Consider the following 14946-nt stretch of genomic DNA (forward strand, 5'->3'; position numbering starts at 1 on the left):
GCGGGGGGAGAGCAGGGCACGGCGGGGGGGGGAGAGAGTGCGGGAGAGAAGGGTGAGTGCTGTGAAGTGGATAGTGGAGTGCTTTCCCTGTGGGAGCGAGCAGGCTCGCTCCCACAGGGATCACCGGCATTCTGTTGCTCGGGTTAGCCCTGTTGTTGAGCGCCTGCACCAGCCGAGCGCCGTTGCCCGAGCAAACACCGAACCTGGCGTTGCCCGTGCAACTGCACATCCAGCGGTTGCAGGCCGAGCAGCGCCAGGACTGGGTACTGGTGATCCAACGTGAAGGCCCGGCCATTCGCTGGTCTATGATGGACCTGCTCGGTATTCCCCAGGCCCGTCAGAAACTGGTGGACGGAGAATGGCGCGCCGATGGACTGCTGCCTCCCAACCCCGAAGCCCGGGAGCTGTTCGCCGCATTGTTGTTTGCGCTGACCCCCAGGGACGAGCTTTCCGGCAACTACCCTGCCGCCTGGCAACATGGTGCGCAACGCTCCTTTCCGGAGCGCTGGGACGTCCGTTACTCACAACCGATGAGTTTTGAATTGAATCTGCCCAAAGGCCCGAAATACCACGTCACGCCGTTGAGCGGAGAGGCACCATGACCGCTTACCTGAACGCCCTCGGGGTCATCTGCTCGCTAGGCCACGGCAAGCACGAAGTCGCGCGCAATCTGTTTGCCGGCGATTGCTCCGGAATGCGCAACGAAGCGGGCTGGGTGCCGCAGCGGTCATTGCCGGTGGGCGCCGTGCGTGACGAACTCGCAGCGATTCCCGCCGAGCTGTCCCGGCAAGATACCCGCAACAATCAGTTGCTGATGGAAGCTGCCCTCGAAATTCGTCAGGACATCGATCAAGCGATCCAGACTTACGGCCGCGATCGTATCGGCGTCGTGCTGGGCACCAGTACCTCCGGCATCGACGAAGCCAGCCGGGGCTTGACCCAATACATCCGTGACCATCGGTTCCCACCGCAATATGACTACCAGCAACAGGAACTCGGCGCCCCGGCGAGTTTTCTCGCCGATTGGCTGCAACTGAGTGGCCCGGCCTATGTGATTTCCACTGCCTGCACTTCAAGCGCACGTGCGCTGATGAGTGCCCAGCGCCTGTTGGACCTGGGCATTTGCGACGTGCTGCTGTGCGGCGGCGTCGACAGTTTGTGCAAACTGACCCTCAACGGGTTCACGGCGCTGGAAGCGGTTTCCGGTCAACGTTGCAACCCGTTCTCGGTGAATCGCAACGGCATCAACATTGGCGAAGGGGCCGCTCTTTTCCTGATGAGCCGGCAGGCTGGCGGCAACAAGCCGATTGCCCTGCTCGGCAGCGGCGCCAGTTCCGATGCACACCACATTTCCGCACCGGAGCCGACCGGTCGTGGCGCCTTGCAGGCCATGCGCAAGGCCTTGGACCGGGCTGACTTGCAACCACAACAGATCGGTTATCTGAACCTGCACGGCACCGCCACCCCGCACAACGACGCCATGGAAAGCCAGGCGGTAGCCACGTTGTTCCCGACGGGCGTGCCCTGCTCCTCGACCAAGCCCATGACCGGCCATACCCTCGGCGCAGCCGGCGCACTGGAGGCCGCGTTCTGCTGGTTGAGCCTGAGCGCGGATAACCGTGAACAGGCGTTACCACCCCATATCTGGGACGGCCAACCGGACCCCGATCTGCCCGCCCTTGAATGGGTGACCCCAGGCGATCGCCTGACGTCCACTGGTCCCCGCTACCTGATGAGCAATTCCTTCGCCTTCGGTGGCAACAACGTCAGCCTGATTATCGGAGACGCCCCATGATTGACTGGCCGCTCGCCGAACTGCTGCCCCACGCTGGCGACATGATCCTCATCGACCGGATCCTGGCGTTCGACGAAGAGCAGATTCACACCTGCCTCACGGTCAAGCCCGTCGGCCTGTTCAACAACCCCGATGGCAGCCTGCCGGCCTGGGTCGGCATTGAATTGATGGCCCAGAGCGTCGCCGCCTTCGCCGGTTGCCAAGCGCGCCAGCGCGGCGATGCGGTGGAGCTGGGCTTTTTGCTGGGCAGTCGCAAGTTCGAATGCAATGTCGACCGTTTTCCGGCGGGCACCGAGCTGACCATCCATGGCCTTCGCTCGCTGGAAGACGAAAACGGCATGGGTGTGTTCGAATGCCATATCAATGCGCCGGGCATTCACGCCACTGCCCGCCTCAACGTGTACCGTCCACCTCAGGCGAATCACTATCTTCATGAACCCCAAGGTTCTTCACAAGGAACGCAGCCATGACTGAATCCGTACTCGTCACCGGTTCCAGTCGTGGCATCGGCCGCGCCATCGCCCTGCGCCTGGCCCAGGCAGGGCACGACATCGTGCTGCATTGCCGCAGCGGGGTGAGCGAAGCCAGGGCGGTCCAGGGTGAAATCCAAGCCTTGGGTCGCAACGCGCGTATCCTGCAATTCGACGTGTCCGACCGTGCCGCTTGCAAGGCCATTCTTGAAACCGACGTGGAGACCCATGGCGCCTATTACGGCGTGGTACTCAACGCCGGGCTGACCCGTGACGGTGCTTTTCCGGCGCTGAGCGAGGATGATTGGGATGTGGTGATGCGCACCAACCTCGACGGTTTCTACAACGTGCTGCACCCGGTGATGATGCCGATGATCCGTCGTCGCGCCGCCGGGCGGATTGTCTGCATCACTTCGGTGTCCGGACTGATCGGCAACCGCGGTCAGGTCAACTACAGCGCCTCCAAGGCCGGGTTGATCGGCGCGGCCAAGGCATTGGCGATCGAATTGGGCAAACGCAAGATCACCGTCAACTGTGTCGCACCCGGCCTGATCGACACGGCGATGCTTGATGAAAACGTGCCGGTGGAAGAACTGATGAAAATGATCCCCGCACAGCGCATGGGCACCCCCGAAGAGGTGGCCGGCGCCGTGAATTTCCTGATGTCGGCGGAAGCCTCGTACATCACCCGGCAGGTCCTGGCCGTCAACGGAGGCTTGTGCTGATGAAGCGCGTCGTCGTCACCGGCATGGCCGGCATCACGTCACTGGGCAGCGACTGGGACACCATCGCCAGCCACTTTGCGGCCAACCGCAGCGGCATCCGCCGGATGGACGAGTGGGACCGCTTCACCGAGCTCAACACTCGCCTGGCGGGGCCTATCGATGATTTCAAAGTCCCTGGTCACTGGACCCGCAAGCAGCTGCGCAGTATGGGCCGGGTTTCGCGGCTAGCTGTAGGCGCGTCGGAAATGGCGTTGGCCAACGCAGGCTTGCTGGGTGACGAAATGATCAAGGATGGGCGCATGGGCGTTGCCTGCGGCTCCTCCACCGGTAGCACCGACGAGATCAAGGCATTCGGCAACATGCTGCTCAATTCGGTGGCCGAAGGCCTGAACGCCAACTCCTATGTACGCATGATGCCGCACACCACGGCGGCCAATATCAGCATCTTCTTCGGTTTGACCGGCCGGTTGATCCCCACCTCCAGCGCCTGCACCAGCGGCAGCCAGGGCATCGGTTATGCCTACGAGGCGATCAAGTTCGGCCGCCTGCCGCTGATGCTCGCCGGTGGCGCCGAAGAACTGTGTCCGACCGAGGCTATGGTCTTCGATGCGCTTTACGCCACCAGCCTGAAAAACGACACGCCGCACTTGTCCCCTCGCCCTTATGACACCGGCCGCGACGGCCTGGTGATCGGTGAAGGCGCCGGTATGTTGGTGCTGGAAGAACTGGAACACGCCTTGGCGCGTGGCGCACACATCCATGCCGAAATCGTCGGCTTCGGCAGCAACGCCGACGGCCAGCACACCACCCGTCCGGAGCAAATCACCATGCGCCGGGCCATGGAACTGGCGCTGGAAGACGCGGGGTTAACGCCTTCGGACATCGGTTACGTCAACGGCCACGGCACGGCCACCGAACAAGGCGACATCGCCGAAACCCTGGCCACCAGCAGCCTGTTCGGCGAACACATGCCCATCAGCTCGCAGAAAAGCTTCCTCGGCCACACCCTGGGCGCCTGCGGTGCGCTGGAGTCCTGGTTCAGCATCGAAATGCTCAACCGCGACCTGTACGTGCACACCCTCAACCTCGACGAGGTCGACCCGCACTGCGGCAAGCTCGACTACCTGCGCGGCGAGTTCCGGCAGATGAGCAACCGGTATGTGATGAACAACAACTTTGCGTTTGGTGGGGTGAATACGTCGCTGATTTTCAAGCGTTGGTCGTAATCAAAAACATATCTCCTGTGGGAGCGAGCCTGCTCGCGAAGGACGTAAACGATAACGCGTACAGTCTGAATGAACGCGTTGCTTGCACGTTTTTCGCGAGCAGGCTCGCTCCCACAAGGGTTCTTGCCTACCCGGAAGGTCACGCTGGATCGAGGTTATCCAACACCCGATTCACCGCCAGCTCTCCCAACATGATCGATTGCTGAATCCCCAACAACGTGTGCCCCTGGGGCCCTTTCAGGTCTCGGGCGAAGTCGCTGGCCATGGCACTGGCGGAGGCCAGGGAGACGCAGGCGTATTCAAGCAGCGTGTGGTTGTCGATACCGGGGGCGATGAGGAAAATCGGGCTGGGTGGATTGGGCGTATGGGTCATGGTTCAGTGTCCTGAAAGAGGGGGAGCCGACACCGAATCGCCAGACATCAGAAGGGTGGCAGCTGTACGCAGGTTAGTAGACCGGCCGAATAATCCCGGCGCACCCGAAGGCGCCCTGCGCACAGCTACCGTCAAGGGCAGGTATGGATATACCTGCCTATCAGGAGCGCAAATGCGCTTACTCGGAGCGGGCTACTAAACCCGATCACTGACCATCAGTGACGCGAATCAAGTTAGCGATGGCCCTCGAAGCGCACAAGCCGGCGGATTCTGGAGTAGGTGTAGGCCGTGCCGCAAGGCGCTGTAGCCTGTTGGAGGGATTTCAGAAATGTCTTACGGCCGGGGGTGAAATATCTGGTAGATCGCGGTTTGGTTGATACTTCTTTGGTGCATCTGCTCGCGAATGACGGCGCAGCCGTCAAGATTTCAGGGGTTCAACCTTGCGCGTGAGCAACTCCACAAACGCCCGCGCCATCGCCGACTTCTGATCCTTGCGCTGCACCAGCCACACCGCCGACACCGCCGCCGGATCGAGCAATGGCCGGTAGACCACGCCATCGATACGCATCCGTTGATACGACGCCGGCAGCACCGATACGCCCAACCCCGCCGCCACCAGACCGATGATGGTCATCGCCTCGCCAGCCTCTTGGGCAAAGTGTGGGCTGAAGCCAGCATCGCGGGCCAGGCTGAGCAATTGTGCATACAGACCACTGCCATAGCTGCGTGGGAAAAATACAAAAGGTTCAAGGGCCAGGGCCGACAGGAACAGTCCCTCTTCACTGTCCTTCACCAGCGGATGCTTGGAGCTGAGCACTGCCACCAATGGTTCGCGCATCAACTCGACCACGCTGAGTGAATCCGGCAGCCCCAGCGGCCTCATGATCCCGACCTCGATCGACTCATCCACCAGCGCATCGGCCACTTGTGTGCTGCTCATTTCCCGCAGGTTCAAATGCACCGCCGGAAAGCGCTGGCGAAACTCGAAAATCGCTTGGGGAATCGTCGAGTTGAACGGCGCCGAAGACGTGAAGCCTATCTTCAGTTCGCCCAACTCACCCAACTGCGCCCGACGTGCGACATCCGCTGCCTTGTCGACCTGCGCCAGCACCAGCCGCGCCTCCTCCAGAAACAACCGACCGGCTTCGCTCAGCTCGACCCGACGATTGGTACGCTCGAAAAGCCGTGCCCCCACCTCCTGTTCCAGCGCTTGAATCTGCTGGCTCAGCGGCGGCTGGGAGATGCCCAGCACCTGTGCGGCGCGGCCGAAATGCAGTTCTTCGGCAACGGCAATGAAGTAGCGCAAATGACGCAATTCCATGGAAACTCCATTAGGTCGTTAAAGCTATCAAACAGGTCGAACAATATATTGGATTGAATCATTAGCCAGCTATATGCTTTTTTCATTGCCTGACCGGCTGCGCCCCACCGAGGTCCATCGTGAAAACTGCTGTCGCCCCACTTGCCCATGAAGTTTCTCCTGCCGTACAGGACGAAGTTGTCGCTGAGCTGAAAGAGATCTACATCGAAAAAGGCACGCCAGCGTTCATGCGAACCGTGCTGGCACTGTTCTGTGGCGGCTTCGCGACCTTCGCCCTGCTCTACTGCGTGCAGCCGATGATGCCGCTGCTGTCCCACGAATATTCCATCAACGCCGCGCAGAGCAGCCTGATTCTCTCGGTGGCCACCGGCATGCTCGCCATCGGCCTGCTGATCACTGGCCCGATCTCCGATCGCGTCGGGCGCAAACCGGTGATGGTCGCGGCGTTGTTTGCCGCCGCCCTGTGCACCATGGCCAGCGCGATGATGCCGAGCTGGCACGGCGTGCTGATCATGCGCGCGTTGATTGGTCTATCCCTGAGTGGACTGGCGGCGGTCGCCATGACGTATCTGAGCGAAGAGATCCACCCGCAACACATCGGCCTGGCCATGGGTCTGTACATTGCCGGCAACGCCATCGGCGGAATGAGCGGGCGTTTGATTACCGGCGTATTGATTGACTTCGTCAGCTGGCACACGGCGATGCTGGTGATCGGAGGATTGGCCCTGATCGCGGCGGCGGTGTTCTGGAAAATCCTCCCGGAATCACGCAACTTCCGCTCTCGCTCTTTGCATCCGCGCAGCCTGCTCGACGGTTTCACCATGCACTTTCGCGACGCCGGCCTGCCGCTGCTGTTCCTCGAAGCCTTTGTGTTGATGGGCGCATTCGTCACCCTGTTCAACTACATCGGCTATCGCTTGCTGGCCGAGCCGTACCACATGGAGCAGGCCTTCGTCGGGTTGCTCTCGGTGGTGTACCTGTCGGGCATCTACAGCTCGGCGAAAATCGGTTCGCTGGCCGACAAACTGGGCCGACGCAAAGTGCTCTGGAGCACCATCGTGCTGATGATCGCCGGCCACGCCCTGACGATGTTTACACCCCTACCGCTGGTGATTTTCGGCATGCTGGTGTTCACCTTCGGCTTCTTCGGCGCCCACTCGGTCGCCAGCAGCTGGATCGGCCGTCGTGCCACCAAAGCCAAGGGCCAGGCGTCGTCGCTGTACCTGTTCAGCTACTACGCCGGATCGAGCATTGCCGGTACGGCGGGCGGGGTGTTCTGGCATGTCGGTGGATGGAACGGTATTGGCTTGTTCATTGGCGGGTTGCTGTTGGTGGCGTTGGGGGTGGCGTTGAAGCTGGCGAAGTTGCCGCCTTTGGGCGGTGTGAAAGCTTAAAAGCAAAAGATCGCAGCCTGCGGCAGCTCCTACAAGGAAATGCTAGTTCCTCTGTAGGAGCTGCCGCAGGCTGCGATCTTTTGATCTTCAAAAAAAAGCCCGGCAAGAGCCGGGCGTTTTTATGGGGTAGCGATCACTCGTGATACTGCGCCGACAACTCGTGCACCGCCCGCAAGAAGGCGCCTGCATGTTCCGGATCGACTTCCGGGGTGATGCCGTGGCCCAGGTTGAACACGTGGCCACTGCCCTTGCCATAGCTGGCGAGAATACGACCGACTTCGGCGCGGATCGCTTCAGGCTTGGCGTAGAGCACGGTCGGATCCATGTTGCCTTGCAGGGCGACTTTGTCACCGACACGGGCGCGGGCGTTGCCGATGTCGCAAGTCCAGTCCAGGCCCAATGCGTCGGCACCGGCGTCGGCGATGCTTTCCAGCCACAGGCCGCCGTTCTTGGTGAACAGGATCACCGGCACCTTGCGACCTTCGTGCTCGCGGATCAGGCCGCTGACGATTTTCTTCATGTAGGCCAGGGAAAATTCCTGATAGGCCGCCGCCGACAGGTTGCCGCCCCAGGTGTCGAAAATCTGCACCGCTTGCGCGCCGGCCTGGATCTGGCCGTTGAGGTAGCTGGTGACCGACTGCGCGAGCTTGTCCAGCAGCAGGTGCATGGCTTGCGGGTTGTCGTAGAGCATGGCCTTGGTCTTGCGGAAGTCTTTCGACGACCCGCCTTCAACCATGTAGGTGGCCAGGGTCCACGGGCTACCGGAGAAGCCGATCAGCGGCACACGACCATTGAGTTCGCGGCGGATGGTGCTGACCGCGTCCATCACATAGCCCAGGTCTTTTTGCGGATCCGGAATCGGCAGGGCTTCGATGTCGGCCAGGGTGCTGACGACTTTCTTGAAGCGCGGACCTTCGCCTGTCTCGAAGTACAGGCCCTGGCCCATGGCATCGGGAATGGTCAGGATGTCGGAGAAGAGGATCGCCGCATCCAGCTGCGGATAGCGGTCGAGGGGCTGCAGCGTGACTTCGCAGGCGAACGACGGGTTCATGCACAGGCTCATGAAATCGCCGGCCTTGGCACGGCTGGCGCGGTATTCAGGCAGATAGCGTCCAGCCTGACGCATCATCCACACGGGCGTGACGTCTACGGGTTGCTTGAGCAGGGCGCGCAGGAAACGGTCGTTCTTCAGGGCAGTCATGTCGGCATCCGGAAAAAAAGTGCGGGCATTTTCTCAGAGCCGGGCGCAAAAGGCACGAATGCAGGTCAGCCTTTTGTCTATCGGGTCAATTTGTCGCGGTTTTGCAGCGCCACAAAACACTGTGGGAGCGCCGGTCGACGCTCGATTGCCAGCGATGCAGACACCTCGGTGTGTCAGTTAGACCGAGGTGATGCTATCGCTGGCGAGCCAGCTCCCACAGGTGTCGCGGTGCAGCTTGGAACGGGGTTAGACGCCCAGGTAATCCAGGATCCCTTCAGCCGCATTACGGCCTTCGAAGATCGCCGTCACCACCAGGTCGGAACCGCGCACCATGTCGCCACCGGCGAAGATTTTCGGGTTGCTGGTCTGGTGCTTGTACTGACCTTGCTCAGGCGCCACGACGCGGCCCTGGCTGTCGGTCTGGATCTCGAACTGCTCGAACCACGGCGCCGGGCTTGGGCGGAAACCGAAGGCGATGACCACGGCGTCGGCCGGGATGATTTCTTCGGAGCCCGGGATCGGCTCGGGGCTGCGACGGCCACGGGCATCCGGTTCGCCGAGACGGGTCTCGACCACTTTCACGCCTTCGACCTTGTCTTCACCAACGATAGCGATCGGCTGGCGGTTGTAGAGGAACTTCACGCCTTCTTCCTTGGCGTTTTTCACCTCTTTGCGCGAGCCAGGCATGTTCGCTTCGTCACGACGATACGCACAGGTCACCGACTTGGCGCCCTGGCGAATCGACGTACGGTTGCAGTCCATCGCCGTGTCGCCACCACCGAGTACCACGACCTTCTTGCCCTTCATGTCGACGAAATCTTCCGGCGACTTTTCAAAGCCCAGGTTACGGTTGACGTTGGCGATCAGGAAGTCCAGCGCGTCGTAGACGCCCGGCAGGTCCTCACCGGCAAAGCCGCCCTTCATGTAGGTGTAGGTGCCCATGCCCATGAACACGGCATCGTATTCTTCGAGCAGTTGCTCCATGGTCACGTCCTTGCCCACCTCGGTGTTGAGGCGGAACTGGATGCCCATGCCGGTGAAGACTTCGCGGCGATTGCTCAGCACGGTCTTTTCCAGCTTGAACTCAGGGATGCCGAAGGTCAGCAGACCGCCGATTTCCGGGTTCTTGTCGAACACCACCGGGGTCACGCCACCGCGCACCAGCACGTCGGCACACCCCAGGCCCGCCGGGCCCGCTCCGATGATAGCGACACGCTTGCCGGTCGGCTTGACCTTGGACATGTCCGGGCGCCAGCCCATGGCGAACGCGGTGTCGGTGATGTACTTCTCCACCGAACCGATGGTCACCGCGCCGAAGCCGTCGTTGAGGGTACAGGCACCCTCGCACAGACGATCCTGCGGACACACCCGGCCGCAGACTTCCGGCAGGGTGTTGGTCTGGTGCGACAGCTCGGCGGCCTGGAGGATGTTGCCCTCGGCCACCAGCTTCAGCCAGTTGGGAATGAAGTTGTGTACCGGGCACTTCCATTCGCAATACGGGTTACCGCAACCCAGGCAGCGGTGGGCCTGGTCGGCCGACTGCTGGGGCTTGAAGGGTTCGTAGATTTCGACGAACTCTTTCTTGCGTTGACGCAACAGTTTCTTCTTCGGATCCTTGCGCCCGACATCGATGAACTGGAAGTCGTTATTCAGACGTTCAGCCATTTTAAAACCTCATCAAACTCTTCAGGCGCATATCACTGCGGGTTGGCACGGGTGCTGGAAAGCAACGATTTCAGGGAGGCAGCCTTGGGCTTGACCAACCAGAAACGACGCACGTAATCGTCGAGGTTCTCGGCGAGTTCACGACCCCACTCGCTGTCGGTTTCCTCGACGTACTCGTTCAGCACGCGTTGCAAATGGCTACGGTAGGCTTCCATCGCCTCGCCGCTGATCCGCTGGATTTCCACCAGTTCGTGGTTGACCCGGTCAACGAAGGTGTTGTCCTGGTCGAGCACGTAGGCGAAACCGCCGGTCATGCCAGAGCCGAAGTTGTAACCGGTCTTGCCCAATACGCAGACGAAACCACCGGTCATGTACTCGCAGCAGTGATCGCCAGTGCCTTCCACGACGGTGTGGGCACCAGAGTTACGCACGGCGAAGCGCTCACCCGCGGTGCCAGCGGCGAACAGTTTGCCGCCAGTGGCTCCGTACAGGCAGGTGTTGCCGACGATGGCACTGTCCTGAGTCTTGTAGAGGCTGCCTTTTGGCGGAACGATCACCAGCTTGCCGCCGGTCATGCCCTTGCCGACGTAGTCGTTGGCGTCACCTTCCAGGTACATGTTCAGGCCGCCAGCGTTCCACACGCCGAAGCTCTGGCCAGCGGTGCCTTTGAAGCGGAAGGTGATCGGCGCGTTGGCCATGCCCTGGTTGCCGTGTTTGCGAGCGATTTCACCGGAGATCCGCGCGCCGATGGAACGGTCGCAGTTGCAGATATCCAGGGCGAATTCGGCGCCGCTCAGGTCGTTGATCGCCGAGGTGGCCAGATCGACCATTTTCTCGGCCAGCAGGCCCTTGTCGAACGGTGGGTTGCGATCCACACCGCAGAACTGAGGCTTGTCCGCCGGGATGTGATCGCTGCCCAGCAACGGGGTCAGGTCCAGGTGATGCTGCTTGGTGGTCTGCCCTTCGATGATGTCCAGCAGATCGGTACGACCGATCAGCTCTTCGAGGGAGCGCACGCCCAGTTTGGCCAGCCACTCACGGGTTTCTTCGGCGACGTAGGTGAAGAAGTTCACCACCATGTCGACGGTACCGATGTAGTGATCCTTGCGCAGCTTCTCGTTCTGGGTCGCAACGCCGGTGGCGCAGTTGTTCAGGTGGCAGATACGCAGGTATTTGCAACCCAGGGCGATCATTGGCGCAGTACCGAAACCGAAGCTTTCAGCGCCGAGGATCGCGGCCTTGATCACGTCGAGGCCGGTTTTCAGGCCGCCGTCAGTCTGCACCTTGACCTTGCCACGCAGGTCGTTGCCACGCAGGGTCTGGTGGGTTTCGGCCAGGCCGAGCTCCCACGGGGCGCCCGCGTATTTGATCGAGGTCAGCGGTGAAGCACCGGTGCCGCCGTCGTAGCCGGAGATGGTGATCAGGTCCGCATAGGCCTTGGCCACACCGGCAGCAATGGTGCCGACGCCAGCTTCCGCCACCAGTTTCACCGAGACCAGCGCCTTCGGGTTGACCTGTTTCAGGTCGAAAATCAGCTGCGACAAGTCTTCGATCGAGTAGATGTCGTGGTGCGGCGGTGGCGAGATCAGGGTCACGCCCGGTACGGCGTAACGCAGCTTGGCGATCAGACCGTTGACCTTGCCACCTGGCAGTTGACCGCCCTCGCCTGGCTTGGCGCCTTGGGCAACCTTGATCTGCAGCACTTCGGCGTTGACCAGGTATTCGGGGGTTACACCGAAACGGCCAGTGGCCACCTGCTTGATTTTCGAGCTCTTGATGGTGCCGTAGCGTGCCGGGTCTTCACCGCCTTCGCCGGAGTTGGAACGCGCACCGAGGCGGTTCATGGCTTCGGCCAGGGCTTCGTGAGCTTCCGGCGACAGGGCGCCCAGCGAGATACCGGCGGAGTCGAAGCGCTTGAGCACCGATTCCAGCGGCTCGACTTCGCTGATGTCCAGCGGCGTGTCGAGGGTCTTGACCTTGAGCAGGTCGCGGATCATCGACACCGGACGGTTGTCCACCAGCGAGGTGTATTCCTTGAACTTGGCGTAGTCGCCCTGCTGCACGGCGGCTTGCAGGGTGTTGACCACGTCCGGGTTGTAGGCGTGATACTCGCCACCGTGGACGAACTTCAGCAGACCGCCTTGCTGGATCGGCTTGCGCGGACTCCAGGCTTCGGTGGCCAGGGCTTTCTGCTCGGCTTCGATGTCGACGAAACGCGCACCCTTGATGCGGCTCGGCACGCCCTTGAAGCTCAGGTTGCAGACTTCCTCGGACAGGCCGATGGCCTCGAACAACTGTGCACCGCGGTACGAGGTGATGGTCGAGATACCCATCTTCGACAGGATCTTGAGCAGGCCTTTGGTGATGCCTTTACGGTAGTTCTTGAACACCTCATAGAGGTCGCCCAGCACTTCACCGGTACGGATCAGGTCGCCCAGCACTTCGTAGGCCAGGAACGGATAAACGGCAGAGGCGCCGAAACCGACCAGCACGGCGAAGTGATGCGGATCGCGAGCGGTCGCGGTTTCCACCAGGATGTTGGAATCGCAACGCAGGCCTTTTTCGGTCAGGCGGTGGTGTACCGCGCCAGTGGCCAGGGACGCGTGGATCGGCAGCTTGCCCGGCGCGATGTGACGGTCACTCAACACGACCTGGGTGCGACCGGAGCGCACGGCTTCTTCAGCCTGGTCGGCAACGCTGCGGATGGCCGCTTCGAGGCCGATGCTCTCGTCGTAGTTGAGGTCGATGATCGCCCGTTCGAAACCCGGACGGTCGAGGTTCATCAGCGAACGCCACTTGGCCGGGGAAATGATCGGCGAGCTGAGGATCACGCGCGAGGCGTGTTCCGGCGACTCCTGGAAGATGTTGCGCTCGGCACCGAGGCAGATCTCCAGCGACATGACGATGGCTTCACGCAGCGGGTCGATCGGCGGGTTGGTGACCTGCGCGAACTGCTGGCGGAAATAGTCGTACGGCGTGCGCACGCGCTGGGACAGCACGGCCATCGGCGTGTCGTCGCCCATCGAGCCCACGGCTTCGTAGCCTTGCTCGCCGAGCGGACGCAGCACCTGGTCGCGCTCTTCGAACGTGACCTGGTACATCTTCATGTATTGCTTGAGCTGATCGACGTCGTAGAACGCCGAACCGTGGTCGTTGTCTTCCATGGTCGCCTGGATGCGCAGGGCATTCTTGCGCAGCCATTGCTTGTACGGATGACGGGACTTCAGACGGTTGTCGATGGCATCGGTGTCGAGGATCTGCCCGGTTTCGGTGTCCACGGCGAAGATCTGGCCAGGGCCGACGCGACCCTTGGCGATCACGTCTTCCGGCTGGTAGTCCCAGACGCCGATTTCCGAAGCCAGGGTGATGAAACCGTTCTTGGTGGTGACCCAGCGCGCCGGACGCAGACCGTTACGGTCGAGCAGGCACACCGCGTAGCGACCGTCGGTCATTACCACGCCGGCCGGGCCGTCCCACGGCTCCATGTGCATCGAGTTGTATTCGTAGAACGCACGCAGGTCCGGGTCCATGGTCTCGACGTTCTGCCACGCCGGCGGAATGATCATCCGCACGCCACGGAACAGGTCGATGCCACCGGTGACCATCAACTCGAGCATGTTGTCCATGCTGGAGGAGTCGGAACCGACACGGTTGACCAGCGGGCCGAGTTCTTCCAGGTCCATCAAGTCGTTGGCGAACTTGGTGCGACGGGCCACGGCCCAGTTGCGGTTGCCGGTGATGGTGTTGATTTCGCCGTTGTGCGCCAGGAAGCGGAACGGTTGAGCCAGCGGCCATTTCGGCAGGGTGTTGGTGGAGAAGCGCTGGTGGAACACGCAAATCGAGGTTTGCAGGCGCTCATCGCTCAGGTCCGGATAGAAGGCGGCGAGATCCGCCGGCATCATCAGGCCTTTGTAAATAATGGTCTTGTGGGAAAAGCTGCACACGTAGTGGTCGGTGTCGGCGGCATTGGCCACGGACGAGCGGCGACGGGAGGTGAACAGCTTGACGGCCATGTCCTGGTCGCTCAGGCCTTCGCCACCGATGAACACTTGCTCGATCTGCGGCAGGCGCTCAAGGGCCAGGCGGCCGAGGACGCTGGTGTCGATCGGCACTTTGCGCCAGCCGACGAGCTGCAGGCCAGCGGCCAGGATCTCGCGGTTCATGTTCTCGCGAGCGGCTTCGGCCTTGACCGGGTCCTGATTGAAGAAAACCATGCCCACGGCGTATTGCTTGGGCAATTCGACGCCGAAGGTTTCCTGGGCGATGGCTCGCAGGAACACGTCCGGCTTTTGAATCAGCAGACCGCAACCGTCACCGGTCTTGCCGTCGGCATTAATCCCACCGCGGTGGGTCATGCAGGTCAGGGCCTCGATGGCCGTTTGCAAAAGGGTATGACTGGGCTCGCCCTGCATATGGGCTATCAGGCCGAAACCGCAGTTATCCTTGAATTCATCTGGTTGGTACAGACCTGCTTTCATAGACACTTTCTCACCAGGCTGCCTCTTGTCGAGGCAAATTTCTTTTCAATTCAACCAGTTACCATCCGCGCCGAACGTACGCCAGCTTTGCGGGGGCAAAAGGGAGGTCATTGTACACACCGACACTTAGCCTCACAAATTTGACGACGAAATGTCGCAAATCTATGTCGCATTTGTGAAAGGTTTAAAGCGATCCGCTGTGCTAGTCAAAACTTTTTTTAGTTTTGACCGCAACGACTCAAAGACTACTGTGACGCAGACACCACAAGGCACGCGGCCTTGAGGGCGACATGCCTTG

General features: G+C 61.2%; 11 protein-coding genes. 6 read left to right on the forward strand and 5 right to left on the reverse strand.

The window, feature by feature from the left end; translation table 11 throughout:
• Positions 1-89: 89 nt before the first annotated feature.
• From ACSFE6_RS21200 to ACSFE6_RS21220, 5 genes are read left to right on the forward strand one after another with little or no spacing between them, the layout of a single operon-like run.
• On the forward strand, positions 90-602 hold the full coding sequence (locus tag ACSFE6_RS21200; protein WP_435429414.1) for a hypothetical protein: 513 nt from the start codon (positions 90-92) through the stop codon (positions 600-602).
• On the forward strand, positions 599-1795 hold the full coding sequence (locus ACSFE6_RS21205; RefSeq protein ID WP_435429415.1) for a beta-ketoacyl-[acyl-carrier-protein] synthase family protein: 1197 nt from the start codon (positions 599-601) through the stop codon (positions 1793-1795). Before ACSFE6_RS21200 ends, ACSFE6_RS21205 begins: the two co-directional genes overlap by 4 nt.
• Positions 1792-2265, forward strand: a complete 474-nt coding sequence (locus ACSFE6_RS21210) for a hotdog family protein (protein WP_435429416.1) — start codon at positions 1792-1794, stop codon at positions 2263-2265. Before ACSFE6_RS21205 ends, ACSFE6_RS21210 begins: the two co-directional genes overlap by 4 nt.
• Positions 2262-2990 (forward strand): 3-oxoacyl-ACP reductase FabG, encoded by a 729-nt coding sequence (gene fabG / locus ACSFE6_RS21215; RefSeq protein ID WP_435429417.1) that lies wholly within the window; start codon positions 2262-2264, stop codon positions 2988-2990. The genes ACSFE6_RS21210 and fabG overlap by 4 nt, the downstream gene beginning before the upstream one ends.
• The gene (locus ACSFE6_RS21220; RefSeq protein ID WP_435429418.1) at positions 2990-4216 is read left to right on the forward strand and encodes a beta-ketoacyl-ACP synthase; all 1227 of its coding nucleotides are present in this window, start codon (positions 2990-2992) and stop codon (positions 4214-4216) included. Before fabG ends, ACSFE6_RS21220 begins: the two co-directional genes overlap by 1 nt.
• A 139-nt stretch (positions 4217-4355) precedes the next feature.
• Here the strand turns inward: ACSFE6_RS21220 and ACSFE6_RS21225 are convergent, their stop codons facing one another.
• Both ACSFE6_RS21225 and ACSFE6_RS21230 read right to left on the reverse strand, forming a co-directional pair.
• Positions 4356-4589: a DUF6124 family protein gene (locus tag ACSFE6_RS21225; RefSeq protein WP_435429419.1), complete on the reverse strand. Its 234-nt coding sequence runs from the start codon at positions 4587-4589 to the stop codon at positions 4356-4358.
• Positions 4590-5007: 418 nt separating this feature from the next.
• Entirely contained in the window at positions 5008-5910 is a 903-nt protein-coding gene (locus ACSFE6_RS21230; RefSeq protein ID WP_435429420.1) for a LysR substrate-binding domain-containing protein, read from the reverse strand.
• Between the two features lie 119 nt (positions 5911-6029).
• Here ACSFE6_RS21230 and ACSFE6_RS21235 point away from each other — a divergent pair, with 119 nt between their 5' ends.
• Complete coding sequence (locus ACSFE6_RS21235; protein WP_435429421.1) at positions 6030-7304, forward strand: MFS transporter; 1275 nt, start codon at positions 6030-6032, stop codon at positions 7302-7304.
• 133 nt (positions 7305-7437) lie between these two features.
• Here ACSFE6_RS21235 and hemE read toward each other — a convergent pair whose 3' ends face one another.
• The 3 genes from hemE to gltB form a co-directional block, all read right to left on the reverse strand.
• Positions 7438-8505, reverse strand: coding sequence for a uroporphyrinogen decarboxylase (gene hemE, locus ACSFE6_RS21240; protein WP_435429422.1), 1068 nt, complete (start codon positions 8503-8505; stop codon positions 7438-7440).
• Between the two features lie 246 nt (positions 8506-8751).
• Positions 8752-10170, reverse strand: coding sequence for an FAD-dependent oxidoreductase (locus tag ACSFE6_RS21245; protein WP_433738297.1), 1419 nt, complete (start codon positions 10168-10170; stop codon positions 8752-8754).
• Positions 10171-10202: 32 nt separating this feature from the next.
• On the reverse strand, positions 10203-14648 hold the full coding sequence (gene gltB / locus ACSFE6_RS21250; RefSeq protein ID WP_435429423.1) for a glutamate synthase large subunit: 4446 nt from the start codon (positions 14646-14648) through the stop codon (positions 10203-10205).
• Positions 14649-14946 lie beyond the last annotated feature (298 nt).

Origin of the sequence: Pseudomonas baetica (assembly GCF_051216495.1) — a bacterium.
GTDB classification, from domain to species: Bacteria; Pseudomonadota; Gammaproteobacteria; order Pseudomonadales; family Pseudomonadaceae; genus Aquipseudomonas; species Aquipseudomonas baetica_B.

Bases quoted from the DNA above. Each gene is read 5' to 3' on its own strand.
- ACSFE6_RS21225 (WP_435429419.1), bottom strand. From the start codon at position 4,589: ATGACCCATACGCCCAATCCACCCAGCCCGATTTTCCTCATCGCCCCC.
- ACSFE6_RS21205 (WP_435429415.1), top strand. From the start codon at position 599: ATGACCGCTTACCTGAACGCCCTCGGGGTCATCTGCTCGCTAGGCCAC.
- fabG (WP_435429417.1), top strand. From the start codon at position 2,262: ATGACTGAATCCGTACTCGTCACCGGTTCCAGTCGTGGCATCGGCCGC.
- ACSFE6_RS21245 (WP_433738297.1), bottom strand. From the start codon at position 10,170: ATGGCTGAACGTCTGAATAACGACTTCCAGTTCATCGATGTCGGGCGC.
- ACSFE6_RS21220 (WP_435429418.1), top strand. From the start codon at position 2,990: ATGAAGCGCGTCGTCGTCACCGGCATGGCCGGCATCACGTCACTGGGC.
- hemE (WP_435429422.1), bottom strand. From the start codon at position 8,505: ATGACTGCCCTGAAGAACGACCGTTTCCTGCGCGCCCTGCTCAAGCAA.
- ACSFE6_RS21210 (WP_435429416.1), top strand. From the start codon at position 1,792: ATGATTGACTGGCCGCTCGCCGAACTGCTGCCCCACGCTGGCGACATG.
- ACSFE6_RS21230 (WP_435429420.1), bottom strand. From the start codon at position 5,910: ATGGAATTGCGTCATTTGCGCTACTTCATTGCCGTTGCCGAAGAACTG.
- gltB (WP_435429423.1), bottom strand. From the start codon at position 14,648: ATGAAAGCAGGTCTGTACCAACCAGATGAATTCAAGGATAACTGCGGT.